We start from the raw sequence: 26,058 nt of genomic DNA, 5'->3' as shown, positions 1-26,058 counted from the left end.
GAGCAGACGATGGCCAACGCAGTCGAAGTGAAGGACGATACGTTCGCGAACGAGATCGAGCAGCATCAGGGCCTGGCCGTGGTGGACTTCTGGGCCACCTGGTGCGCGCCGTGCCGCATGATCGCGCCCATCGTCGAGCAGCTCGCGGTGGACTATCAGGGCAAGGTCAAGGTCGCGAAGCTCGACGTGGACAACAACCAGCGCACGGCCGCGCGGTTCAATGTGCGTTCCATTCCGACCATCCTGTTCTTCAAGGACGGCAAGCTGGTTGATCAGGTGGTGGGGGCGGTGCCGCGTCCCGCCCTTGAAGCGAAGTTCAAGGAGCACGCCTGACCGAGTCAGCCTCGTCGCTCGAGTCGCTGGCACACGCGGCGGCGAGGGAATGGCCCCAGGCGGCAACGCCTGGGGCCTTGCACATTGTCAGCACCCCCATTGGGAACCTTGGGGACATGACTTTGCGCGCGCTGGCCGTGTTGCAGCAGGTGGCGGTGATCTGCTGCGAAGACACGCGCCACAGTCGGCCATTGCTCGACCGCTTCGGCATTCGCACCGCCACGGTGGCGCTGCATGAGCACAATGAAGCCAGTGTCCTGCCGCGTGTGCTGGCCCGATTGGCGGCCGGCGAATCCGTGGCGCTCATCAGCGATGCCGGGACCCCGCTGGTGTCCGACCCGGGCGCCCGACTCGTCGAGGCAACCCTCAGCGCCGGCCATCGTGTCGTACCCGTGCCTGGCGCCTCTGCCACCCTTGCCGCCCTGGTGGCGTCGGGACTCACGCCGCATCCCTTTACCGTGCTCGGCTTCCCGGCACGGAAGGGCAAGGAGCGGGAAGAGCAGTTGGCGCTGGCGGCGCGCTCGCCCCATGCTGTGGTCTTCTTTGAATCGCCCAACCGCTTGGTGGACACGCTGCGGGACCTGACGACCATATGCGGGACGACTCGACAGGCAGCCGTGGCGCGGGAGCTCACCAAGCACTTCGAGGAGATCCGGCGCGGAACGCTGGTCGAGTTGGCTGCGTATTACGACACGGCCCCTCCGCGAGGGGAAATCGTGCTCGTGCTCGCTGGCGGTGTAACTGAGGCGCCCTCGGAGGACGGTCTGCACGCCATCGCGGCGGATCTGCGCGCCCAAGGCTTCCGTCCGCGTGATATTGTCCGCATGCTGATGGACGAACACGGCGCCAGCCGAAATCTCGCCTACCGCCTCGCCCACGACACCTGAGTCGCCCCGCCATGCCACGCCCACCGCACGTGCTTCGTAAGTTCCTGTTGTCGGTGTGCGTGCTCGGGCCGCTCGCCGTCGTCATGGCGGCCGCCGCGCCCAAACGCGGCGACTCGGCTGCGGGGCCCGGGCGACTCGCCATTGCGCGGTTGCAGTACGATGGTGGTGGAGACTGGTATGCCAATCCCTCCAGTCTGCCCAACCTCATTCGCGCCATCGCCGAGCGCACCTCGCTGCCCATAGAGCGCACGGAAGCCAAGGTACGACTCACCGACTCGGCCCTCTTCGACTTTCCCTTCCTGCACGTCACAGGGCACGGGGAGATCAAGTTGAGTGAGCGCGAAGTGCAGCGCTTGCGCGAGTATCTCACGCGCGGCGGCTTCCTGCACGCCGACGACAACTACGGGCTCGACGAAAGCTTCCGCCGCGAGATGGCGCGGGTCTTTCCCGATCGCCCGCTCGTCGAGGTGCCCACGTCACATCCCATCTACCACCTGGTGTACGACCTGCCGGGTGGTGTGCCCAAGATTCATGAACACGACGGCAAGCCGGCCAAGGGCTACGGCATCTTCATCGGCAACCGTCTCGCGGTGTACTACACCTACTCGGCTGACCTTGGCAACGGATGGGAAGACGTGGGGACATATCCGGATCCGCCCGCGCTGCATGAGGCCGCACTGCGACTCGGCATCAATCTCTTCACGTACGCGACCACGGCGCGGGTGACCCCATGACCGCACCGGCACTGCGAACCGCATCATCCGCGGAGCGCTCTCTCGATACCCGCCTCGCCAACGAGCAGGGCGGGTTGCAGGCGCGTGTGCATGCCGGATCCGTTCTCCTTGTGTTGGCTGTTTTTGCCCTGGCCATCGCGCTCGGCGCGCTACTGCTGGCTGATGGGCGCTGGATGCGCGCGCCGCGCATCGCACCATTTGTCATGTGGGCCCTGGGGCTCGGTGGGGCGTGGGCCGGTGTGCGTTGGTGGCGCGCGCGTCATGCCACGCTGCTTTCACGCGCGGGGCTGGCCGGTGCCATTGAGACGGAGCAATCGCTGCGGGCCGGTGCGCTCCGCGGCGCGCTGGAAGTGGCGGAGCAGGGCGTGCTGGGCGCGCGCGCTGCAGAAGACGTGGCACGTCAGTTGACGGCCGGTCCACTGGTGCCGCTGGCCGCGGGTCGCGTGCTGCGCGGTGTCACGCTGGCCGGTTGTGCAGCCGCCCTTGGTGTGGCGGCCGTCGCGACAGCCGCGCGTGTTGTGCCCGATGGTTTGTCGGTCATGCGTCGTCCGTTTGCGGCATGGCGCGGCACGCTGCTGCCTGCCATGACGTTTGATCGATTGCCCTTGCGTGTGCCCCGGGGCATGCCGGTGACGGTGCGCGTGGTGGCGCCGTCGCGTGAGACGGTGCAGATCGCCTGGCGCGCCGAAGGTGAGGCCTGGCGCGATACCACACTCCAAGTGGCCGATGACGGACGTGTGCAGTTGCCGCTCGGGCCCGTGCGCGCCCCCACGGCGCTGCGTGTGAGTGACGGACGGGCGCCGGAACTGCAGGCCGCACTCGTCATCGAAGATCGGGGCTGGATTGGCGACGTGTCGTTGCGCGCGTTGTATCCGGCGTATCTCGGCCGCAGCGATGAGTCGCTGGAACCGGTGCCGCCGCTGCGCGTACCGCGGGGCACGCGCGTTCGTGTGCGGGTCATGCTGCACGCCGGCGCGCGCGACGCTCGTCTCGTGAATGGCAGCGATACCATCGCCATGCAGCTTGCGGGCGATGCCGTGGGGACGGGGCAGCCTGCCGAGGCCTTGCTGCCCATCGATCGCGACGGCACCTGGCAGTGGCTTGCCGAGGCCACACCCCGTGCTGATGGGGCGGTTCTGGCGCCCGAACTTCCGGATGCCCTGCCGTTCACGGTCATCCCCGACCAGAAGCCGGCGGTCGAAATCGTGGCGCCCATGACCGACACGGCCATCGGCCCAACGGGCCAGGTGGCGGTGCTGGTTGATGCGAGTGATGACCATGGCGTCGCGCGCGTGCATCTCGTGGTATGGCGTGAACGCGCTGGCGCCGATGGCGCAACGGGTGCCGTGGCACGCGAGCGTGTGGACGTGGCGGCGCCCGGGTCGCCGGTGTTTGAGGGGGGCGCCACGCTCACTCTCGATGGGCGTCAGCTGGAGCCGGGTGACAAGCTGCACGTGACGGCGGTGGCCACCGACGACTCGCCCTGGGCGCAGGAGTCGGTGAGCGCCGAGATCATTCTGCGCATGCCCACCCTGGCCGAGCAGCGGTCGATGGCACGCGCCCTGGCCGATTCGCTGGCGCAGCGCGCGGCGCAGCTGGCGCAGCAGGAACGCCGACTGCAGCAGAACACCAGCGACGCCTCACGCAGCCGCGAGTTGCAGGGCAGCGCCGCCGAACAGAATCCATCGGCCGGAGCCAAGAGCGAAGGCAACAAGTCGCAGTCGATGTCGTTCAGCGCTGCCGAGAAGGCCAAGCAGATGGCGCGTGAGCAGCAGCAGTTGGGCGCGCGCGTGGACTCCCTGCGGCAGAGTGCCCAGGAGCTCGAGTCGCGGCTGCGCAACGCCAATGCGCTCGATACCACGCTGGCCTCGCGCATGCGCGACATCCAGAAGATGCTGCGTGACGCGATGACGCCCGAGATGCAGAAGCAGCTCGAGGAGCTCAATCGCAATGCGGACCGGTTGAGCGGCACGCAGGCGCAGCAGTCCATGCAACAGCTGTCGGAGCAGCAGAAGCAGATGCGCGAACAGCTCGAGCGCAGTGCCGAGATGCTCAAGCGGGCCGCGCTCGAGGGCGCCATGCAGACGTTGCGTGACGACGCGCGCGATCTGTCCAAGGAGCAGCGGCAAATGGCCGATCGCATGGATGGCGCGCAGCGCCGTGATGCCAACGGCAAGCCCGGCGAAGCCAAGGACGGCGCAGAGCAGCGCAGCAGCACGGACCCACGCTCGCTGGCTGAACGTTCGCGCGACATCGAGCGCGAAGTGCAGAATCTGGCCAAGCGTCTCGAGGAGGCCGGCGCGCGCTCCGGCGCGGAAAAGACGCGTGAGGCGCAGCCTCTGGCCAAGCAGGCCGCGGATGCGATGTCGCAGGCGGCGCGTGACGCGGCGCGTGAGGCCGCGCGCCAGCAACAGGCACAGCAGCAGCAAGGCCAGCAGCAGCAAGGCCAACAAGGTCAGCAGCAGCAAGGCCAGCAAGGCCAGCAAGGCCAGCAAGGCCAGCAAGGCCAGCAGGGCCAGCAGGGCCAGCAGGGCCAGCAAGCGCCAGCAAGGCCAGCAAGGCCAGCAAGGCCAGCAGGGCCAGCAGGGCCAGCAGGGCCAGCAGGGCCAGCAGGGTCAGCAAGGTCAGCAGGGCAACCCGTCAGACCAGGCGCGTCGTGCTGCCGACGCCATGGACAAGGCCGCGCAGCAGCTCGGACAGGCGCGTGATGCGCAGGTAAACGCCTGGAAGGGTGAGCTATCGGATCGACTCGATCAGGCCATCAACGAGACCATGCAGTTGGCCAGGCAGCAGGCCGAGCTCGAGCAGCGCATGAAGCAGGACGGCGCGCAGGGCATGCAGGGTGAGCAGAGTGCACTGCAGCAGGGCGTGCAGCAGACAGCGGAGAAGCTCGAAGAAGCCGGGCGCTCGTCGTCTCTGCTGTCGCAGCGTTCGCAGAAGGCCATGGGTGAAGCCCAGCGCCGCGTGCAGCAGGCCACGCAGGCCATGCAGCAGTCGGGCCAGCCGGGTGGATCGCAGCAGGCGCAGAGCGCCATGAAAGACGCCAGTGAGGCGCTCAATCAGGCGCTGTCATCCTTGGTACGCGATCGCGAGCGCGTCAACAACGCGCAGTCGGCCTCCGGATTCACCGAGATGATGGAGCAGCTCAAGCAGCTTGCACAGCAGCAGGGACAGCTCAACAGCCAGATGCAGGGACTCAATCTCATGCCGGGCGGCGCCAAGGGTGATCAGGCGCAGCAGCAGGCACGCGTGCTCGCGCGGCAGCAGCGAGAAGTCGCGCGCAACCTCACGGACGTGTCCGATCTCGATGAGACCGGACGCACCGATGCCCTGGCGCGTGAGGCCCAGCAGTTGGCGCAGCAACTCGAGCGTGGTGGACTCGATCCCAACGTCGCGCAGCGTCAGCAGTCGCTGTATCGCCGTCTGCTCGACGCCGGACGCTTTCTCGAGCAGGATGAGCGGGATGATCAGGGCCCGCGCGAAGCCAAGGCCGGCACCGGTCAGGGTACCGGTCGTGTCGACGGTTCCGCCTCGGGCCGTGCGGCGGGGCGCTATCAGCCACCCACGTGGAACGACTTGCGTGGGCTGGGGCCTGAAGATCGCCGTCTGGTGATCGAGTACTTCCGTCGACTCAATGGCAGCGTACCACCGCAGTAAGCGTGTGGGGCGGGGCCTCGTCATGAAGCGACTGTCTCAACTCATTCCGGCGGCGCTTCTCACGGCGCTGTGCCTCATGCCGCTCGAGGCGCAGACGGCGCGCGCCGGCGGCAGCGTCCCAACAGACCCGCTGGCTCGCGCGCTCGATGCCGAAGACAAGGGCGAGCGTGCACGCGCCGCCGACGCGTACAAGGAAGTCGTGTTGCAGGTGCTGGCCGCAGGTGCCACCGACGGGGATCGCTTGGCGGTGGCGATGCTGGGGCTCGAACGTGTGTGGTTCGAGCAGGGAGCGCTGGATTCCATTGTACCCATGGCGCGTCGGGTGCTGCAGCGCCGCCCGACCGATCCCACGGCCCACCAGATCCATCTTCGGACGCTCGTGTCCATGCGTCGTGATGATGAGGCGCGCACGGCCTTTCAGATGTGGCGGCGCGCCGATGCCAACGATGGTGCACCGTACCGCGAGTATGCGCGCCTGCTCATGCAGCAGGGGCGGAGTCTCGCCGCCGATTCGCTCTTGCAGGAGGCTACGCGGACGCTGGGCGCTGCGGGCGCCGTCACCGGCGAGACGGCGCAATTGCATGTGTCGCTGGGCCGATGGGATGCGGCGGCGCGTGCCTATCGTGAAGCGCTGATCGATCAGCCGTGGCTCGAGACGGCCGCGCTGTATGGCATGCAGCGTGCGCCGGTTGCGGCGCGCGATTCCATTCGCAGCGTCCTCGAAGCTCCGCCTGCGCAACTGGGGCGCCGTCGTCTGCTGTCTTCGCTGGAACTGGCCTGGAGTGAACCCCGTCGCGCGTGGCAGGTCATGGCCACATTGCCGCCGGACGACAGCACTTTGGCGGCCTGGCGCGCCTTCGGTGAGCGTACCGAGTCCGGTGAGCACTGGAGCGTGGCTGCCGAGGCCTGGAGTGCGGTGTTTGCGCAGCGTGGCGATCTCGAGAGTCAGCAACGTGCTGCGGATGCCCGCTTGCGCAGTGGCGATGCGGCTGCGGCGCTCGCCATGGTGCGCCGAACACCACCGGCGCCATCGCGCGGCGCGCGTGACACGACATCGGAGCGCACGCGCCGCAAGGCCTTGCTGCCGCTCGAGATCGCAGCCCTCGGTGAGGCTGGTCGTGTGGCCGAGGCCCAGTCTGTGCTGGATCGCGAACGCGGCAGCCTTGATGAGGTCACGCGGGCGGCGCTGACCCGACCGCTGGTCACGGCGTGGCTGCGGGTCGGGGAAGTGGAGCGGGCACGCCGCGCAATGAGCGAAAGCGATTTGCAGGACGACGACGAAATCGCCGGCGCCTTGGCGTTGTACGATGGCGACCTGGCCACCGCGCGGCGTCGTCTCGTGCGAGCGTCCACGCAGCGTCCTGAATTGGTGGACGCGTTGGGGCTGCTCGCGCGTGTGCGTTTGGACCGCTCGCCGGCGGTCGGGCGGGCTTTCCTCGCGTTCGCCCGGCGTGACTCGGCGGGAGCGGCCAAACAGTTTGCTGCGTTGGCTGACTCCGTTGGCGCGGCGGCGCCCGCCGTGCTGGCCATCAGTGCGCGGCTGGGTGCGCGCGATGCCGCGCCGGCGGTGTGGAGTCGCATCATCACACAGTATCCCACGAGTCCCGAAGCGCCTGAGGCCCTGCTGAGCTGGGCCCGTCTGCAATTGGCGCAGGGCGACAAGGACGGAGCCCGCGCGCATCTCGAGCAGTTGCTGGTGGACTACACCGGCAGTGCCCTGGCTCCCCAGGCCCGCCGTGAACTCGAGAAACTCAAGGGGACGGTGCCGCCCGTGGCCTCGTCGCCCGTGGCCCCCTCGCCTGGCCGCCCCTTCGCATTCCCTCCCGCTAGATTGCCCGCATGATGCTGCGCGCGCTGCTTGCCCTCGCTCTGTTGTGCGTCCTTCGGCCTGATGTGGCCTCGGCGCAGCACCTGATGCTGCCCATGGACGACGCGCAGCGCAATCACCTCAAGGCCTACGGCGTTGCCTTCCAGGCACTCAAGTCGGGACAGAAGGCCGAGTGGTTTCTGAATTTTCGCGGCGGCGCGTTTCTGGTTCCCGACGCACCGGACCTGAGGAAGCGCGCGGCACTCGACGGCGTGTCGGTTGAACCGTGGACCGATGCCGACGTGGCCCGCGCGCGCGCGGAGATCGCTGGCGGCAACATGGACGCCGTGGTGCTCGAGCGCGCGCCGCGCATTGCCATCTATCGTCCGGTCGACCAGCCACCCTGGGACGATGCCGTGACGCTCGCGCTCACCTACGCCGGCATCGACTTCACGTCCGTGTGGGATGACGATGTGTTGCGTGGTGACCTGTCAAAGTACGAGTGGGTGCACCTGCATCACGAGGACTTCACGGGGCAGTACAACAAGCTCTACCTCGCGTATCGCGATGCACCCTGGTTCATCGCGCAGCGTGAGCGCGATCTCGCCACGGGACGTCGCTTCGGCAAGGGTGATGTGCCCACGCTCAAGAAGGCGGTGGCCGACGGCATCCGGACCTTCGTGGAGCGCGGGGGCTTTCTCTTTGCCATGTGTGGAGCCACCGAGTCGCTCGACCTGTCCATTGCGTCGTTCGCGGTGGACATCGCGGGGCCGTTCTCCGACGGCACGCCGCCGGCGCCAGACGCGGATGCCCGGCTCGACTGGACACGCGCCCTGGCGTTTCAGGGTGCGCACATCGAGCCGTCGCCCTACGTGAATGCGCTCAGTGACATCGACGGCCATCAGGTCAACGTGCCGTCGCGACGCCAGCCACTCGGTGCGTTCAGCCTCTTTGAGTTCTCGGCCAAGCTCGATCCGGTGGCCAGCATGCTCGTGCAGAATCATCGCACGGTCGTTTCGGATTTCTATGGCGTCACCACCAGTTTCAATCGTGCCGTGGTCAAGAGCGGCGTGACCGTGCTGGCGCAGGAAGAAGGCGCGCCGTGGACCAAGTATCTGCATGGCGACTACGGCAAGGGCTCGTGGACCTTTCTGGGTGGTCATGACCCGGAAGATCCGCAGCATGCCATTGGCAGCGCCCCCACGGATCTGTCGTTGCATCCCAACTCGCCGGGCTATCGTCTGATTCTGAACAACGTGCTCTTTCCGGCCGCGAAGAAGAAGCCGCGCAAGACCTGAGGCCGGGGCAGGTCGGCACGTTCATGGCCAGCACCACGTCGGGAGAACCCCGCCTCGCCAAGGCGGCCGCACAGGCCGTGCGCACGCAGATTCTGCTGCATGGTGGCAACGAAGTCTGCTTCGTCTGCACAGTGGACAAGGACGGCATGCTGGCCACGGCGCGCAAGGTGGCCGCCGGTGATGTGCAGAGTGTGCTCGCACTGCCAGGCGTGGCGGAGCGCGGGCAGATGCTGCTGCACAATCACCCCTCGGGTGAGCTGACGCCCAGTGAGGCGGACCTCGAGGTGGCGTGGCGTCTGCATCAGAATGGCGTGGGCTTCGCCATCTGCGACAACGGCGCCACGCGTGTGTATGTGGTCACCGAAATTCCCACGCAGCGCGAACGGGTGCCGCTGGCCATCGAGGCCATTCACGAGACGCTGGGCCCCAACGGTCCCATCGCGGCGGTCATGCGTGGCGTAGGCAACGGCACGTCGTCGGCGCGCGACTACGAGGATCGTCCGAGTCAGCGCGACATGGCCGCGGAAGTTGCGCAGCGCTACAACCGGGGTGGGGTGGCGCTGCTTGAAGCCGGCACCGGCGTCGGCAAGTCGCTCGGGTATCTGGTACCTGCGTTGCGTTGGGCGGCGGCCAATGGTGAGCGCACGGTGGTAAGCACCAACACCATCACGCTGCAGGAGCAGCTGGTGGCCAAGGACCTGCCGTTTCTCAAGCAGGCGCTCACCGACCAGACGGTGACCTTCGCCTTGCTCAAAGGCTGGCGCAATTACCTCTGTCTGCAGCGTCTGGAGCAGGCCACGGGTGCCGGCGCCGCGCTGTTCGACGACGGTGTCGGCGATGAGCTCGAGAAGCTTGTCGAGTGGGCGGCGCGCACGAGTGATGGCTCGCTGGCCGACCTTGCCACGCCGCCACGTGCCGATGTGTGGGATGAGGTGTCCGCCGAGCCGGACTTGTGCACCCGCATGAAGTGTTCCCACTACAACGACTGCTATCTGTTCAAGGCGCGGCGTGAGGCGGCGGCCGCGCATGTGGTGGTGGTCAACCATCACCTCCTGCTCAGCGACGTGGCCGTTCGGCGCCAGGTGCAGAACTGGGAGGAGGCGGCCGTGCTGCCGGCCTATCGTCGTCTGGTGGTGGACGAGGGGCATCATCTCGAAGACGCGGCGGCCGCACACCTCGGGCACAGTGTCACGCGTCGCGCGCTTGCGCGATTGTTTGCCCGACTCGAGCGGCGTGGACGTGGTCTCCTGCCCACACTGGTGTCACGTCTCGTGGGTAAGCGCGACCTGCTCAGCACAGCCAGCCTCGATCTCATCGAAAGCGGCCTCTTTTCCAGCACGGTCACCGCGCGTGATCGCGCGCAGCTGCTGTTCGAACTGTTGGCGGCCGTGCTGGAGCAGGAGGGCCAGCCCGTCATGCGTCTGACCGACACGTTTCAACAGCATCCGCTGTGGCTCGGCGGCATTGGTGAAACGCTCGGCGAGTTGCTGACTGAAATCGACGCGCTGGGGAAGGGGCTCGCGGTGGTGCGCGAACGCTTCGAGAGCGACAGCAAGCGAGCACAGGAGATGGAGTCGCTGCTCAACGAGATTCGCGCGGTCATCCGTCGATTGCACTCGGCCGGCGACGCCCTCTCCAAGGGGCTCAATCCCACCGGCGATGGGCCCAAGGTGGTGCGCTGGATGGAGTATCAGGGCAAGCCCTCAGCCAACGGCGAACGCAATGTGGCGGTGCACGGTGTACCGCTCGACCTGGCGCCGGTGCTGCGCGAGGACCTGTTCGAGCGACTTGATACCGCGGTGGTGACCAGTGCCACACTGGCCACCGACGGCGGCTTCAGCTTTCTCGAGAAACGGCTCGGTGTCGATCAGGTCAAGCGAGAGCGCGTGACGGCCGTGTTTCCGTCGCCGTTCGATTATCCGCGTCAGGCCCTGCTGGTGCTGCCCACTGACCTGCCGGCGCCCAACGAAGATGCGCGTGCGCATTTCGCAGCCGTGACGCGGCATCTGACGGATCTCGCCACGGCCAGCGATGGCGGGCTGTTCGTGTTGTTCACCAGTCACCGCGATGTGCGGGAGATGGCGGCCGCCCTGCGTGATGCGGGCGCCGCGGGCCGCTGGCCGTTGCTGGTGCACGGCGAAGAACCGCGGGATGTGCTGCTGCAGCGCTTCCGTGATTCGGGGCGCGCCCTGCTGCTGGGCACCGCCACCTTCTGGGAGGGCATTGACGTGCCGGGTCAGGCGCTGCGTGGGTTGCTCATTGCCAAGCTGCCGTTTCGTGTGCCAACCGAGCCAGTGGTGGCGGCGCAGTGCGAAGCCATTGAAGCGCGCGGGGGCAACAGCTTCATGGAGTACATGCTGCCGCACGCGGCGCTGCGCCTCAAGCAGGGCTTCGGCCGTCTCATTCGCAGCGGGACTGACGCCGGCGTGGTGGTGTTGAGTGATCCGCGTGTGGTGACGAAACGCTATGGACGATCGCTGCTGGAGGGTTTGCCACCGGCGCGGCGGGTCTCTGGTGCGTGGGGTGAGGTGGTGGGCGAGGTGTCTGCCTTCTACCGGCGTCAACGCGGATGAGTTGGCCGGCGAGTAGTTTGACTCGAGACACGAAACCTGAACCCAGAACTCGAAACTGATCAGTTCCGAGTCGTGTGTTCAGGTTCAGAGTCTTGAGTCCGGCATCCCGTCCAATTCCAACCGGTTCACCCCGTGCCAACACCATCCAAGATCGTCTGCGTCGGCCGCAACTATGTGGCGCATGCCCGGGAAATGGGCAACGATGTGCCCAAGGAACCGCTGCTGTTTCTCAAGCCGCCCTCGGCCATCATCCGCGAAGGTGAATCGATCGTGTTGCATCCCGTCTCCACGCACATCGAGTTCGAGGGTGAGATTGCGGTGGTAATGGGTGCCCGGCTCAGCAAGGCCGGCAGTGAGGCGGAAGCGCGGGCGGCCATCGGTGGTGTGGTGGCGCTCAACGATGTCACCGCGCGCGATTTGCAGCGCAATGACGGCCAGTGGGCGCGGGCCAAGGGGCTCGACACCTTCTGTCCGCTCGGCCCGGTGGCGCCGGTCCCTGCCGATCTGGAAACCATTCAGCTCGTGACCCGTGTCAACGGTCAGGTGGTGCAGGAGGCCACGGGCGCTGACATGGTGTTCAAGATCCCGTTTCTGCTGCACTACATCTCGCAGTACCTCACGCTGGAGCCCGGAGACTTGGTGGCGACGGGCACACCGGCCGGCACCCGCAAACTCGAGCCGGGCGACGTGGTGGAGGTGGAACTGGTGGGCCTGAGCCGGGTCTCTAATCCCGTAGTGGCGCCTTCCTGACCCATCGTCACCTGGAAAACCGACTATCTTTCTCAGATGACCGATCGTGTCCCGCCTCCCTCACCTCCGGGTGCGCACGAGCCGTCCGGAATGGGCGGGGCGGGGCCACAGCGTGCGCGTACCAAGCCGCCGCTGGGGCAGCGGCTGCAAGGGCTGCCGCAGCAGGACAGGCGCTCGCCGCGTACGGTGCTGCTCGCAGTCGCGCTGCATGTCGTGGCGGTGGCCCTCCTGGTTCAGGTCATTCCCAAGGGCTACTCCTTCCGTCGGCTGCTTCCGTTTGGCAATGAAGAGCTGCGCCAGGAGCGGCTGACGTACATCGCGCCGCGCGAACAGCCTACGCAGGTCACGCCTCCCGTGGCGGTCAGGCCGCGGCCACAAACACCGCCGACGCAGGTTGCGCCGTCGCCACAGCCTGTCGGCGTTCCCAACGCGCCGGTGACAGCCGCTCCGGCTCCTGCGGTGTCCCGCGACACCGGCAGCGCCGCGCCCGGCAATGGGGTGGGGGCGCTCGACCCGAACGTGCGGGGCGTGCGGCCCGGCTACAATGACGAGCGCGTCTGGCGTGGTCCGGTCGGTGGTGGCGGCGGTGGTGGGGCCGTACAGGGTGATCGTGCGGACAACATCGGTGAGATGATGCGCGGCGTGCTCATGGCGGCGCAGGATTCGGTCGACTCGCTCGCCCGTGCGCGCGGACAGACGGGCCGTCAGCCCGGTGACTGGACGAAGACCGACGGTAACGGCAATCGCTGGGGTTGGGATCAGCAGGGCATTCGGCTCGGCAAGGTCACCATTCCCAATGCGCTGCTTGGGCTCCTGCCGCTCAACGCGGCCACCGCGGCGCAGTTCTCCGCCAATCCCACAGCCATGAGCAATGGCGCACGTCTCCAGCAGGCGCGCGCTGACATTCAACGCATGTCCTCGCGTGGCTTGGGTGAAGCCGAGTTCCGCCGTGTGGTCAAGGAAATGGATGCGCGTCGCGATACGGAGCGGCGTGACCGATTGCGTGCACCGAGCGCCAGCGTGGCGGCTCCGGTGCGGACGGCCGACAAGCAGGATCCGCCGCGCTAGCGCACTGGTTGCGTGCTGCGCCGATGGTCTGGTGCATCGGCGAGATCGTCAACAGCTCACGCAGAGCACAGCAAGAGGACCGCAGAGGGCGCAGAGGTGCGCTGCCCCGAGTATTGAATCGCGGCCGTTCATCCGTGTGGTTTCCGCCTCATCCGCGAAATCCGCGTCGAGGCAGTTCAACCCGGACTGCTGTTCTCTGCGCCCTCTTTGGTTCTCGTGCTGTGCTCTGCGTGAGCTGTTATGGGTCTTTGGGCCGCCACAAAGTCAGTGAACAGGCGGCGTACCGGCGGCAGATACCTTCAACAGCCTTGTCGCGGATGACGCGGATTGGGCGGAAACAACACGGATCAGTTTCGTTCTTCCGCAGAGTCTATTCAGGCCAGTTGGCTCCGTGATGTTGTTGCTGGTTCATTGCGAGCGGAAATCCTCGGTGACTCAGCGAGATCGTCAACAGCTCACGCAGAGGACAGCAAGAGGACCGCAGAGGGCGCAGAGGTGCGCTGCCCCGAGTATTGAATCGCGGCCGTTCATCCGTGTGGTTTCCGCCTCATCCGCGACATCCGCGTCGAGGCAGTTCAACCCGGACTGCTGTTCTCCGCGCCCTCTGCGGTTCTCTTGCTGTTCTCTGCGTGAGCTGTTGACGATATGGCGGTCAGCCAGGTGTCCGACTTTACGCGACGGACCCAGCGGCCCACTCAGCCCGCCCGCAGGTACTGCACCGCCGCCGCGATGCGCGCGAGGGCGCGATCGCGACCGAGGTAGTAGAGCACATCGAAGATGCCCGGGCTCACCGTGAGGCCAACAAGCGCGACACGCAGCGGCTGAAAGATCTTGCCGCCCGAAATGCCACGCACTTCGGCCAGAGTGCGCAGGCGCTCCTCCATGGCGACCATCTCCCACGCGGGCAGTTCGGCCAGCGCGTCGTGTGTGGCCTGCAGCACGTCGGCCGTGAGCGCCGCGTCCCGCCACTGCTTGCTCACCGCGTCGGCGTCGTATTCCACCGTCTCGCCGAAGAATGGCCGCGCCTGCGCCACGATCTCGTCGGTAAGCCGCGCGCGCACGCGCAGCAGTTCCAGCACCCCATGGTACCAGGCTGCGCGCGCCTCAAGCTCCGCGACGGTCGCGAGCCCCGCCTTCTCGAGCAGCGGCGCCACCACCGCCCCGAGCTCCGCGATGGGAATGAGCGCGAGATGCTGACCGTTCATCCACTCGAGCTTCTTGGTGTCAAACACCGCGGCCTTCTTCTGCAGGCCCTCGACGTGGAACTTGTCCACGAGTTGCGCGAGCGTCATGACTTCCGTGTCGTCACCGGGCGACCAACCCAGCAGCGCGAGGAAGTTGAGCATGGCCTGCGGCAGGAGTCCCTGATGCTGATAGTCGCCCACGGCGGTGGCCCCATGACGCTTGCTCAACTTCTTGCCATCGGTGCCGTGAATCATGGGCACATGCGCAAACTGCGGCACCGTGGCGCCGAGCGCGCGATACAGCAGGATCTGCTTGGGTGTGTTGGAAATGTGATCGTCACCGCGCATGACAAGCGTGATGCCCATGGCGATGTCGTCTGAGACGACGGCCATGTTGTACACCGGCGTTCCGTCGGAGCGGAGGATGACGAAGTCCTCGATGTCCTTGTTGGGAAACGCAATGCGCTCGTGCACGAGGTCATGCCACTCCGTGTGGCCCTCGGGCACCTTGAAGCGGATGGCATACGGCGCGCCGGCAGCCAGCCGCGCCGCCAGATCCTCGTCGCTCAGCATGGCCTGCGCGCGATCGAAGCGGTACACGTCGCCGCGCGCTTCAGCCTCTGCCCGCAGGCGCTCAGTTTCGGCCGGAGTGGTGAAGTCGCGATAGGCGGCGCCGGACTCGAGCAGGCGGTGTGCATCGGCGGCATGCCGCGCCACATTGGCGCCCTGATACACCACGTCCTCATCCCAGCTGAGGCCCAACCACTCGAGCCCCTCGAAGATGGCGCGCGTGCTTTCGTCGGTGCTGCGCTGCCGGTCGGTGTCTTCGATGCGAAGCAGGAACTGTCCACCGAACTTGCGGGCCAGCAGCCAGTTGAAGAGGGCGGTACGTGCCCCACCCACATGCAGGAAGCCCGTGGGAGACGGCGCGAAACGCACGCGCAGCGTCTGGGGAAGCGAAGACGTCATATGCACCACGACCTGAAGGTCGGCAGAGTCGGTGTCCGGCCACTGACCGGATGGATGACAGAACGCGATGGACACGTTCATGCCCGGAAAAACAAACGCGGGCCCGCCGGCATTGCAGCGGACCCGCGGAACGGAGAGAGCGGGATTCGAACCCGCGATAGGGGTTGACCCCCTATGCCGGTTTAGCAAACCGGTGCCTTCAGCCTCTCGGCCATCTCTCCAACACCCCACGGACCCGCGGTTTGCACCGGAGACTCCGTGCCATCGTGGCGCACGACAGGCGCGAACCATGACAGACCGGGAATCTACACAGCCGGGTACGCTCCGGGCAATGGCGGGTCGCTGGGGTCAGGGCGTCCGCTTGGCCAGCGTACTATCACGCTTGGCCTTGAATTCGGTGCCCGGCTTCCAGGTGGGCCAGGTCTCGCCATTCGCCACGCGGTAGCCCACGGCCAGCAGGGCGCGGGTATCCTCCACGGCACCGCTCAGGTCCCAGTCGGGCTTCACCTCGTCGCTCACCTGGTGATAGTCCTTCGACGTGTACTCGTCCCGCTTCTGCGCACCAAAGCTCGAGTCCTTGCCGATGAAGCGGCTGCCCGCCTCGGTGTAGAGTGCCGGCACGCCCTGCTTGGCAAACTCGAAGTGATCGGAGCGGTAGAAGTACCCCTTCTCGGGCTCTTCGTCGGGCCCGATGCTGCGTCCGGCCGGCCGCAGTACATCAGCCAGCACGTCATCGAGTGTGCTGTTGCCAAAACCGATGACCACCATGTCGCTGGTGCGGCCCCATTGATTGACGCCATCCATGTTGATGTTGGCCAACACCTGCGATAACGGCACCGGCGGTTGCGTGGCGAAGTAGCGCGCGCCCAGCAGGCCCTTCTCTTCGGCGGTGAGCGCGACGAACAGGATGGAGCGCGCCGGCTTGGTGGGCAGGGCCGCAAATCCCTTGGCGATGCTCAGCATCTGCGCCGTGCCAGAGGCGTTGTCGAGTGCGCCGTTGAAAATCTGATCGCCACTGAGCGTGGTGTCGCGTCCCATGTGGTCCCAGTGCGCCGAGTAGATCACGTACTCGTTCTTGCGCTCTGCATCGCTGCCGGGGAGCATGGCCACCACGTTGCGCGACTGCACCGTGCTGAGTTCACTCGCCAGGCGCACACGTGCGCGCGCACCCAGTGCGACGGGCCTGAAGTCCTTGCGCAGCGCCGCGGCCTTGAGCGCGGCGAAGCTCTGGCCTGCCGCGCTCAGCAGTTCCTCAGCCTTGGGCTGCGTGATCCAGGCCTCGAAACCGGTGCGCGACATGTTGCCGTCGGGTGCCTTGATGTCGAGGTTCTCGCGCGCGAGGCTCGAGAGCGCCGCAAACGGATAGCCGGCCGGGCCGGTCTCGTGAATGATGATCGCGCCTGCTGCCCCCTTGGCACTGGCGATCTCGTACTTGTAGGTCCAGCGGCCGTAGTACGTCATGGCCGAACCCTTGAACATGTTGGCGTCGAGCTTGGTCGAATCTCCGGCGTCGGGAATGGCCGGATCGTTGACCAGCATCACCAGCACCTTGCCCTTCACGTCGACGTCCTTGTAGTCGTCCCAATCATACTCGGGGGCGACCACGCCATAGCCAACGAACACCAGTTCGGCGTCGGCTTCCACGAGCGCCTGCTCGCGGCGTGTGACCATGTAGTAGTCGGCAGGATGCGAGAGCGGAATGACGCGGCTGCCCACATGGAACGATGCCTCAGGATGCGGCACGGACCGGAGCAGGGTGACGTTCTGTACGAACGAGCCATCCGGCATGCCACCCACGAGCCCCATGGCCTTGAACTGCTCCTCGAGGTAGCGCACCGTCTTGTCTTCGCCCGCTGTGGCGGGTGCGCGGCCTTCGAGCGAGTCATGCGCCAGCACCTGCGTGTGGCGCATGATGTCGTCGGCGGTGATGGCGGCATACGCCGGGGCGAGGGCCGTGTCGTCGACTGGAGCCGCGCTGTCTCCGCCGCATGCGGCCAGCAGAACCGCGGAGAGCAGAGTGCCACCGCGAGTCGCAAACGAGGCCCCGACTGTGCCCCACGAACGAAGGATGTTGGTCATGATGGGGAGGGAGTTCAGAATTCGATGCGCCAGATGCGACCACTGCCACCAACGAGTACGGCCGTGCGTCCGATCGTGGCCACGGAGGTCGTCACCTGATCGGTGATGCGGGTCCAGCTTTGCCCGGCATCCGTGCTGTAGCTGGCACCGCCATAGCTGGCCACCACCATGATGCGATCACCGTTCGCCGGCACCCAGGCCGCGCTCACCAGCGCGCCGGGCTGCGTGGGGCGTGGCAGCAATCGCCAGGACACACCGCCGTCTTCCGTTACGCCAATGACGCGACTGGAGGTGTCGGTGCGCAGCGCATTGATGTCGGCGGCCACTGCGACAGCGCGTTGCGGCGTGGCAAAGGTGATGCCGGTCATGCCGGCCACCGCACCGCGCACAAAGGGGGTGCTGTCGACACGCCAGGTCAGACCGCCATCACGACTGGAAAGAAGACGCGCGCCGGGTGAGCCGGTGGTGATGAACACGTGGTTGGCCGAGGCATGCGCAACACACTGACCACTGGCAGCAAATGCCCCTTCGCCCTCGAGCGGCGCGGGCACCTGCTGCGCATCACGCAGGGCCCAGCGTGCGCCGCCGTTGCTGGTATGCAGAATGTTGCTGCGACCGTTCGACGCATCGCTGAAGGCGACGCCCTGTTGTGCACTGCTGAACGAAAAGCAGTCGTAGAACGCGGCCGTATCTCGGTTGACAAACTGCAGCGCCCAATCGCGCCCACCGTTGACGGTGCGATAGATGCGCGATTTGCTGCCGGCGCCGGCCGACAGAATGAACGCGGTGTCGGCGCCAAAGCCGTGCACATCGCGGTACTCGAGTGAGTCGCCGCTCGGCGTGTTCAGTCGCTCCCAACTGCGACCGGCGTCGCGCGAGCGCAGGACCACACCGCGATGTCCCGCTGCCCAGAGAACCGAATCCCCGGCCGCATGCACCGCCTGCAACAGCGGACTCACGCCGGATACGACGGGTGTGATGCGCGGCAGCGGTGGCTGGCTCCGGGCGCTCAATTGCGCGCTCGGCTGCGTGCTCGGCTGCGTGCTCGGTTGAGACTGCGCGTCGGGTGCTTGTGCGGCAACGGCCGCCCCGCTCAGCATGAGCGTGACGGCCGCGACACCGGGCGACACGAGACGGAGACGCCGAAGCGCCAGGGTGGGGAAGCTGCGCATCGAGTCGGGCATAGCGGGGGGAGTGGGATTCGAACCCACGGTACCGTTGCCGGTACGCCGGTTTTCAAGACCGGAGCCTTAAACCACTCGACCATCCCCCCTGAATCCCGCGCCCCGCCCGAGGGCGGAGTGGGAGTGCGGCGAAATGTATCAGGGTGTCACGCACAGGCGAATTGTGTCGGCCCGATTCCATACCCGATTGACATACTCGGGTATCGGGTTCAATATTCGGAGTCTTTGTTGATGGCCGTTCTCAACTAACCCTGCCATGATCACTTTCGTTCCCTTCCAGCCTGCGGCCGGTCTCCCGATGCGTCGTGGTTTTCTGCCCCTGACGTCCGCGTTGTCGGCGCTGATGCTGGCCGTGGTGGCCCCGGCCACGGTTCGCGGCCAGGCGCAGGACCACAGCCAGCATGGGGCTCCGGCACCGGCGGTGGCCTCACCGTCGCCGGCGTCAAGCGCCGCGGCCAAGGCCTTTGCGGCTGCCGCCGGCACCCCGGCCACCATCATTGTGGCGCATGGTGGCGACTCGGTGTGGAACCAGCACGTGCTGGACGTGGCGCGGCAGGTGAAGACGGGCGCCCCGGTGGAAGTGTCCTTCCTCATGGGACCGGCCGCGGCCAAGACGCGCTTCCAGGACGTGGTGGCGCGCCTCGAGAAGGGCGGCGCCTCGCGCATCGTGGTCGTGCCCATGCTCGTCTCCAGCCATAGCGGCCACTACGATCAGATCCGCTATCTCGCAGGCGACAGCATCACGCTCGACGACATGATGCAGCATCACCTCCACATGGCGGGCATCGAGAAGCCGCGCACGTCGGTGCCAATGGTGATGACCAAGGCCATCGACAGTGCGCCCGAGCTGGCTGATGTGCTCACGGATCGTGCGCGCGCCATGACCAACACGCCGCGCGAACATGCGCTCCTGATCGTGGGGCATGGTCCCAACAGCGCCGAAGACTACGCGCACTGGATGCAGAATCTCCGTGTGGTGGCCGACTCGGTGAAGGCGCGTACGGGCTACCGCGATGTGCGGCTCGAGATGGTCCGCGACGATGCCCCCGCGCATGTGCGGGCCGAGGCGGTGATCCGCGTGCGCGAACTGATCGATCTGCAGAATCAGCTGACCGGCCGTGAGGTGATGGTAGTCCCGGTGCTGCTGTCGCGTGGCGTGGTGAGCCGCAGCAAGGTGGCCAATGACATTGCCGGCACGAAGTCGCGCTACGTCGCCGAAACCATTCTGCCGCATCCGGCGATGGCGCGCTGGGTGGAGTCGCGCGTGCGTGAGGCGGTGAGTGGCACCGCGGTCAAGGCAGCGGCCCAGCGCTGAGTAGCTGGGCGCTGCCGGGACGGCGCTGGCGGGACGGCGCTGCCGGGACGGCGCTGCCGGGACGGCGCTGGCGGGACGGCGCTGGCGGGACGGCGCTGGCGGCTCAGGGCTCCAGGCCTGCCGCTGGCGCCCACTTGGTTCAGATGCACAATTTGCGAGCATGCTGACTCTGCGCACGCCCTATCTGTTGTATCTCGGCGATTCCCGTCACGAGACCGACGCCAAGACGGCCAAGGGGCTGCGGGACTGGTGCCCGCAGCACGTGCTGGGTGAATGGAGTGTGCCGGGCTGCCCCGTGCAGCTTGGCCTGTCGCGTCTCTCGCCAGCCGAAGCGGCGGCGCAGGGTGCGGGAAGTCTCGTCATCGGCATTGCCTCGGTGGGTGGCGCCGTGCCCGACGCGTGGCTGCCGGACCTGCTCGCGGCCATCGAAGCGGGTCTCGACCTCGTGAGCGGTATGCACACGCGGCTGTCGTCGTTTCCGGTGCTTGTTGAAGCGGCGGCGCGGCGCGGAGTGCGCCTGGTCGACGTGCGGCACCTGCAGCAGCCGTATCCGGCCGGCACAGGTCGCAAACGCAGCGGACTGCGCATTGCCACCGTCGGCACCGACTGCGCCCTCGGCAAGAAGTACACGGCACTGGCGCTCACGCAGGCGCTGAAGGCGCGTGGAGCGAAGGCCACATTTCGCGCTACCGGGCAGACGGGCATCATGATTGCCGGCGAGGGAATTCCCATCGATGCCGTCATATCAGACTTTGTTGCCGGCGCCGCCGAGGTGTTGTCGCCGGACAACGACGCCGATCACTTTGACGTCATTGAGGGGCAGGGCTCGCTGTTTCATCCGGCATATGCGGCGGTGACGCTGGGGCTGTTGCATGGCTCGCAGCCGGACTTTCTCGTGCTCTGTCACGACCCAACGCGGCTTACCATCGAGCATCGCCCAGGCTTTCCCATCCCACCGCTCAACGAAGCGGCCGACCTGTATCTGCGGTTGGCCCGGCTCACCAACCCGGCGGTGCGGCTGGCCGGCGTGAGTATCAACTCCTCGGCGCTCGACGAAGCCGCGTGGGTGACGTATCGGGCCGAGGTGGAGGCGCTGCTTGGCGTTCCGGTGTGTGATCCGATGCGCGGCGGCGTGGACGCGATCGTTTCCACCTTGCCCGGGGTATGACTCGGGGTCGATACTCCAATCAGGTCGCCGTGACAGACGGCGCCAGGTTCTGCTTCTGAACGGTTCGTTTTCCCGTTGACTCCCAGGTGATCATGCGCAGCAACAACCCGGTACTCTCCAAGTTTGCCGACACGGCCCGCAACACGCTGGGTCTGGACGCAGCTACGCCCATGACGGTGGCCGGCACGGCCGGCAAGGCGGGTGTGCTGCTGCTGGTGCTGGCGTTCTCCTCGGCACTCACCTGGCAGCAGGTGTCGGCCGGCCGCGTGGAGCTCATCACGCCGGCCATGCTCATCGGCGGTATTGGCGGGTTCATTCTCGCCATGGTGACGGCCTTCAAGCCCATGTGGGCGCGCTGGACGGCGCCGCTGTATGCGTCGCTCGAAGGTGTGTTTCTCGGCGGCATCTCCGCGCTTTACAACCTGCGCTTTGCGGGTCTGCCGCAGCAGGCGGTGCTGCTCACCATCGGTGTGGCGGCGGGCGTGTTCGTGCTGTATCGCTTCCGCATCCTGCGCGCGACGGAAGGGTTCAAGCGCATGATGATGGCGGCCATGATGGGTATCATGCTGTTCTATCTCATCTCGTTCGTACTTGGCTTCTTCGGCGTGAACATCGGCTACTTCACGTCGTCGGGGATGTTGGCCATCGGCATCAATCTCGCCATCGCTGGCGTGGCGGCGCTCAATCTGGTGCTGGATTTCGACCGAATCGAAGAAGGCGTGCGCATGGGCGCGCCGAAGGCCATGGAATGGTTCGCGGCGTTTGGGCTCATGGTCACTCTCATCTGGCTGTACCTCGAGCTGCTTCGTTTGCTGTCGCGCCTGCAGGGGCGTCGCGACTGACACGTTGACTTACTGACTATCGCGGATTCCGCGGACAACCAAGGAAACCACAGGATCTGCACACTGCAGGTTCTGTGGTTTTTTCGTTCAGAGGTCTTTGTTCATTCCTTGAGATCGTGAACAGCTCACGCAGAGGAATAGAGGGCGCAGAGGCCGCAGAGAGATGCAGTCGGGGGCTCAACTGCCTTGTCGCGGATCACGCGGATGAAGCGGAAACAGCACGGATAAGGATGTAAAATCAGCCCATTCTTTCACCCTCCTCTGCGTACTCTGCGCCCTCCATTCCCCTGCGTGAGTTGTTATTGATCTCGGCCCCCACACGGCCTGGTCAGCAGCGCGCACAAAAGAAGAAACCACAGAAACTGCGGAATGCAGATCCTGTGGTTTCCCTTTTTGTCCGAGTACTCCGTGATAATCAGTCCAGCCGGATCCGGCAGCGCTTACTTGGGCCAGCCCGCCGAAGGCACGGCCGGCATGATGCGCAGCGCGTTCTGGTAGTACACCTTTTTGAGCACGGCATCCGGCAAGTCGATGCCGTAGAGCTTCCAGAAGGCGTGATAGTCGCGGTAGTAATCGAAGTAGTCATCCCGCGTTTCCAGCACACGCCAGTAGTACGGATACTCCTCGGGCTGGAAGCTGTCCTTGCCAAAGAGAATGCGGTCCTGGTACTTCACGAAGAAGTCGTGCGCCGCGCGCGGCTGACGGCCAATGTCGTAGAGCACCGCGCCCATTTCGCCGAGCACGTTGGGCATCTCGTCGAACATCTTGCCCAGTCGCCCGAGGTCGTTGGCATGCCAGCCAAGGTGCGCCGCGACAAAGGTGGTTTGCGGGTTGGCGCGGAAGAGGCTGTCGCGCTCGTTCATGAGCTGCTCGAAGCTCGGGTAGCGATCCTGCGGATAGCGACGCTCGGGGAAGAGCGCCTGCTCGAGCCAGCGCTCGTTGGTGTAATCGAGATCGCGGAAGAACTCCTGCGGGTCCGCCGTGTGAATGAACACCGGCAGCTTGAGGCGCGCCGCGGCGGCCCACACCGGCTTGAGTTCCGGGTCATTGAGCTTGAGGCGCGAGCCGTCGGCCTTGCGCGTGGACAGACCAAAGCCCTTGCCCACCTCGCCGATGCCCACGGCACCGGCCTTCACGTCGGCCTCAAGCTGCGCCACCGCGCGCTCGGCCCAACCTGGCGAGCCGACACCGCTGAAATTGATGCCGGTGAGGAACACCACGCGGTTCTTCATGGACGGCGACTGCTTGACGAGGGCGAGGCCCTGCGTGAGGCGATCGCCGGACACGTTGCCGGCCACCACCATGAGGCGCACGTTGATGGAGTCGAGCGTGTACCGGAAGCGTTCGAGCGCCTCGACACTGCCGATCTGCGCGCCGCCCGGGTGGCCGTGGAAATCCACCACCGGAAACTTTGCGGCACGCCGCATGTTGGCGGGGACCTTGAGTGTCGACTTGGGGCGATAGTCGACGATGCTGGGCACCGCGCCCTCGGGCGCGAGACAGGTGCGCGGACGGATTTCCGTCATGCCCGCGGGGCAGGACTCGCCGTCCTTGATCTGCGTGCCGCCACGGAAGCCGCCCTGGGCCTGCAGTGCGGATGACGACGTAACGAACGGTGTGGACAGCAGTGAAGCGGCAACGAGCGAAAGCATGCGACGCACGGACGACTCCTGAGTGAGGAAACGACGCGGGGACCGACTGTGGTCGATCCCCGACGTGCGAAAGACCACGGCAATACCAGGCGAACTAGTTGCGGCTGCTGTCGCGGCCCGTATCGGCCGGCAACAGCAATTGCTGTGCGGCCGTGTCGTTGCCGGGCTGTGCGAAGGGCTGCGCCACGCGCTCGAAGCCGAACACACTTTCGCGGCGCATGGCCTTGGCGATCTCGCGCGACTGGTTGTACACGGAATCGGCGCGGGCCATCCGCCCGGTCTGCGCAAGCGCTTCCGCGAGCGTGATGCCGCTGATGACGTAGAGATCGGGGATGCCCACCGACGCGTCGTCCACCCAGCCGTTGCGGGCCGCGAGCGACTTGGTGGCGGTGAACACCGAGCTCCAGAGCTCGTACGAGCGCTTCACGTCCACGAGGCCTTCGCCGGGAATGACAACGAGATCACCGCCCGGCTCCTGCGGGTCGGGCATGAGCTTCTTGGCCATGCCCTGCGTCACCACATAGCGCTCGAGGCCCAGCTCATACGGATACCCGCCGGCGGTGCGGCTGAAGTACAGCGGCCGATCGGGGAAGGCGTCACGTAACATGAAGTACACGAGCTGGTCGGACTTCATGAGCTGCGGCGAACGCGGCTGGGCAATGATGTTGCCCTTCTGGAAGGCGGCGTTCTGCGGCGTGGGGATGTAGAGCGGCAGCGCGTCGGCTTCGTCGTAAGTGAGGTTGAACGGCGGGCCGCTGGGCTTCTTCCAGTTGCCACCCTTGTAGATGGCCGGCCCCTTGGCCTCGTCATACTCCCGCACCGGATTGCGAATGAGCTGTCGCACATACCAGTCGGTGTTCATGAGCGAGGTGTTGGCCACGATCACGTCCTGACGCACGCCTTCGACTTCCTGCGCGTACCACAGCGGGAAGGTGTCGTTGTCGCCCACGGTAATCAGGATGCCGTAGGGCTCGACCGAATTGAGCAGGTCCCGCGCAAAGTCGGCCGTGTCGGTCTGCCCAGAGCGCGAGGCTTGCGTCCAGTTGCCGAAGAGCGGGATGAAGGCCACCACGAGCAGCGGCGAGGCCATGGCGAAGCTGCGTGGCCGCGGCTCCACCACGGTGGTCTTGCCCAGCTTCGTTTCGTCGGCGCCAAACAGCGTGGCCACCGTCTCCCACAGATAGAACAGGCCCAGCGCGGCCCAGACGGAAAGCGCCGAGAAGCTCCAGAGATAGAAGTAGTCACGGTCACGCACTTCACGCGGCACGGAGTCGCCCAGCTCGGGCGCCTGCGAGTGACCGTACTTGAAGTTGAGGTAGAAGATCAGCCCCAACGTCATCGTGAACACGAGTGGTCCGAAGAACCAGAAGGATCGTCGATCCTTCTGGAAGTGCATCCATCCACCCAGGATGATGAGGATGAAGTAGAACACGGCGAGTCCATTCTGCAGACCCGGGTTCTCGTTGTAGGCGTCACGCAGCCACTGCCACTTGAAGTACAACCAGTACATTCCCACCTGCGCCGTGAACGGGGCCTGGCGCTCTCCGAGCTCCGGCTTGCCGTATTGGCCGCGGTTGAAATTGTACATGAAGCGGTCGTACGTGAGCTTGCTGAACGTGCAGTCCATCCGGATTTCCGTCACGCATCCGGTGGGCTCACCTTCGTTGATGGCGGGGAAGTGCGCAGCGCGAATGGGCTGCGTGGCAAACGGCGTGAGACCGAACACCAGGGCGGCGGCGCAGGCCACCAGCAGCTTCCAGCGCATGACCGTCTGCGGGCGACGAATCAGCACGGCCAGACCCACGGCCGGTGCGGCCAGCATGCCGGCCATGTGATTGGTATAGCCAAGGCCAAGCAGATAGGCGATCAGCACGAGCAGGCGATCTGCCACCGGGCCTTCGGGATCGTCGCACCAGCGCACGGTGAGCCAGCAGATGAACGCCAGGCCAACGAGTGACACCGTGTACACCTTCTCGTTCACCACCGACTGGTTCCACACCGTGAAGGCGGTGGCGCCAATGAGCACGGCAAGCGAACCGCCGATGATGCGCTGCCAGCGCCGCGGCATCCACTGCACGAGCACGCGCTCGGTGACGAGGAACCAGAAACCCGCCGACACGGCACTGACCAATGCGGCCAGCACATTGATGCGCATGGCCACGGTGGGTGCGATGGGCAGCACCGCGAACACGCGGCCGATGAGCACGAAGAGCGGATTGCCCGGCGGATGTGGCAGGCCAAGCACGTAGGCGGCAGCGATGTACTCGCTGGTGTCCCACATGGACGTGGACGGCGCGAGCGTGACCAGGTAGAGCAGGAAGGTCACGAGCCCCGCCACGGTGGCGGCGAGGTAGGACGGGCGGTAGTCGAGTTCGGCCGCATCGGTGCCCTTGGCACCGATGCTGGTGGCCGTAGTCGCGGAAGCGGTCGCGGCGACGGTCATGGACGGGACAAATAGTGGAGCCGCCCCGGGCCGGAGGCGGACCGGGTGGGCAGAGGAGCAGTAACCCTCAAAGCTCGCCAGCGGGGGGACCGGGCACAACCGCCCGGGGCGAGAA

The 26,058-nt window shown here is 66.2% G+C and carries 18 protein-coding genes and 2 tRNA genes; 13 read left to right on the top strand and 7 right to left on the bottom strand.

The window, feature by feature from the left end; translation table 11 throughout:
• Nucleotides 1-9 precede the first annotated feature (9 nt).
• The 10 genes from trxA to B2747_RS10400 all read left to right on the top strand — a co-directional run bounded on the left by trxA (nucleotide 10) and on the right by B2747_RS10400 (nucleotide 13,107).
• Nucleotides 10-333: a thioredoxin gene (gene trxA / locus B2747_RS10445; protein WP_291160154.1), complete on the top strand. Its 324-nt coding sequence runs from the start codon at nucleotides 10-12 to the stop codon at nucleotides 331-333.
• A gap of 77 nt (nucleotides 334-410) precedes the next feature.
• A complete protein-coding gene (gene rsmI / locus B2747_RS10440; RefSeq protein ID WP_291160148.1) occupies nucleotides 411-1,220 on the top strand; it encodes a 16S rRNA (cytidine(1402)-2'-O)-methyltransferase in 810 nt (269 codons plus the stop codon).
• A gap of 29 nt (nucleotides 1,221-1,249) precedes the next feature.
• Nucleotides 1,250-1,954, top strand: coding sequence for a DUF4159 domain-containing protein (locus tag B2747_RS10435; RefSeq protein WP_291160136.1), 705 nt, complete (start codon nucleotides 1,250-1,252; stop codon nucleotides 1,952-1,954).
• Complete coding sequence (locus tag B2747_RS10430) at nucleotides 1,951-4,662, top strand: DUF4175 family protein (RefSeq protein ID WP_291160133.1); 2,712 nt, start codon at nucleotides 1,951-1,953, stop codon at nucleotides 4,660-4,662. Before B2747_RS10435 ends, B2747_RS10430 begins: the two co-directional genes overlap by 4 nt.
• Nucleotides 4,625-5,611, top strand: a complete 987-nt coding sequence (locus tag B2747_RS10425; RefSeq protein WP_291160130.1) for a hypothetical protein — start codon at nucleotides 4,625-4,627, stop codon at nucleotides 5,609-5,611. The genes B2747_RS10430 and B2747_RS10425 overlap by 38 nt, the downstream gene beginning before the upstream one ends.
• A 22-nt stretch (nucleotides 5,612-5,633) precedes the next feature.
• Nucleotides 5,634-7,454, top strand: a complete 1,821-nt coding sequence (locus B2747_RS10420; RefSeq protein WP_291160129.1) for a hypothetical protein — start codon at nucleotides 5,634-5,636, stop codon at nucleotides 7,452-7,454.
• Nucleotides 7,451-8,716 (top strand): hypothetical protein, encoded by a 1,266-nt coding sequence (locus tag B2747_RS10415; protein WP_291160126.1) that lies wholly within the window; start codon nucleotides 7,451-7,453, stop codon nucleotides 8,714-8,716. The genes B2747_RS10420 and B2747_RS10415 overlap by 4 nt, the downstream gene beginning before the upstream one ends.
• Nucleotides 8,717-8,739: 23 nt before the next feature.
• Nucleotides 8,740-11,289 carry a helicase C-terminal domain-containing protein gene (locus B2747_RS10410; RefSeq protein ID WP_291160123.1) on the top strand — a complete coding sequence of 850 codons (2,550 nt, stop codon included), beginning with the start codon at nucleotides 8,740-8,742 and terminating at the stop codon, nucleotides 11,287-11,289.
• A 132-nt stretch (nucleotides 11,290-11,421) separates the two neighbouring features.
• Nucleotides 11,422-12,039, top strand: coding sequence for a fumarylacetoacetate hydrolase family protein (locus tag B2747_RS10405; protein WP_291160121.1), 618 nt, complete (start codon nucleotides 11,422-11,424; stop codon nucleotides 12,037-12,039).
• 36 nt (nucleotides 12,040-12,075) lie between these two features.
• Nucleotides 12,076-13,107 (top strand): hypothetical protein, encoded by a 1,032-nt coding sequence (locus tag B2747_RS10400; RefSeq protein WP_291160119.1) that lies wholly within the window; start codon nucleotides 12,076-12,078, stop codon nucleotides 13,105-13,107.
• 695 nt (nucleotides 13,108-13,802) lie between these two features.
• Here the strand turns inward: B2747_RS10400 and gltX are convergent.
• The 5 genes from gltX to B2747_RS10375 all read right to left on the bottom strand — a co-directional run bounded on the left by gltX (nucleotide 13,803) and on the right by B2747_RS10375 (nucleotide 18,612).
• Complete coding sequence (gene gltX, locus B2747_RS10395; RefSeq protein WP_291160116.1) at nucleotides 13,803-15,341, bottom strand: glutamate--tRNA ligase; 1,539 nt, start codon at nucleotides 15,339-15,341, stop codon at nucleotides 13,803-13,805.
• 50 nt (nucleotides 15,342-15,391) lie between these two features.
• Nucleotides 15,392-15,481 (bottom strand) — tRNA-Ser (locus tag B2747_RS10390).
• Nucleotides 15,482-15,608: 127 nt separating this feature from the next.
• Nucleotides 15,609-17,339, bottom strand: a complete 1,731-nt coding sequence (locus B2747_RS10385; RefSeq protein ID WP_291160113.1) for a M28 family metallopeptidase — start codon at nucleotides 17,337-17,339, stop codon at nucleotides 15,609-15,611.
• A 14-nt stretch (nucleotides 17,340-17,353) separates the two neighbouring features.
• A complete protein-coding gene (locus tag B2747_RS10380; protein ID WP_291160110.1) occupies nucleotides 17,354-18,523 on the bottom strand; it encodes a WD40/YVTN/BNR-like repeat-containing protein in 1,170 nt (389 codons plus the stop codon).
• A gap of 2 nt (nucleotides 18,524-18,525) precedes the next feature.
• Nucleotides 18,526-18,612 (bottom strand) — tRNA-Ser (locus B2747_RS10375).
• Between the two features lie 167 nt (nucleotides 18,613-18,779).
• Here B2747_RS10375 and B2747_RS10370 point away from each other — a divergent pair.
• From B2747_RS10370 to B2747_RS10360, 3 genes are all read left to right on the top strand, one after another.
• Nucleotides 18,780-19,838, top strand: coding sequence for a sirohydrochlorin chelatase (locus tag B2747_RS10370; protein ID WP_291160105.1), 1,059 nt, complete (start codon nucleotides 18,780-18,782; stop codon nucleotides 19,836-19,838).
• Between the two features lie 160 nt (nucleotides 19,839-19,998).
• Nucleotides 19,999-21,006, top strand: a complete 1,008-nt coding sequence (locus B2747_RS10365) for a DUF1611 domain-containing protein (RefSeq protein WP_291160103.1) — start codon at nucleotides 19,999-20,001, stop codon at nucleotides 21,004-21,006.
• 92 nt (nucleotides 21,007-21,098) lie between these two features.
• Nucleotides 21,099-21,848, top strand: coding sequence for a Bax inhibitor-1/YccA family protein (locus B2747_RS10360; protein ID WP_291160100.1), 750 nt, complete (start codon nucleotides 21,099-21,101; stop codon nucleotides 21,846-21,848).
• A gap of 440 nt (nucleotides 21,849-22,288) precedes the next feature.
• Here B2747_RS10360 and B2747_RS10355 read toward each other — a convergent pair whose 3' ends face one another.
• Nucleotides 22,289-23,500 (bottom strand): amidohydrolase family protein, encoded by a 1,212-nt coding sequence (locus B2747_RS10355; protein ID WP_291160227.1) that lies wholly within the window; start codon nucleotides 23,498-23,500, stop codon nucleotides 22,289-22,291.
• Between the two features lie 94 nt (nucleotides 23,501-23,594).
• Nucleotides 23,595-25,943, bottom strand: coding sequence for a DUF2723 domain-containing protein (locus B2747_RS10350; RefSeq protein WP_291160097.1), 2,349 nt, complete (start codon nucleotides 25,941-25,943; stop codon nucleotides 23,595-23,597).
• Nucleotides 25,944-26,058: the final 115 nt, after the last annotated feature.

The sequence above is a fragment of the Gemmatimonas sp. UBA7669 genome (assembly GCF_002483225.1).
Classification (GTDB): Bacteria; Gemmatimonadota; Gemmatimonadetes; order Gemmatimonadales; family Gemmatimonadaceae; genus Gemmatimonas.
Note: the sequence above shows the minus strand (reverse complement) of the source record. Positions and strands in the feature narration are given on the sequence as shown.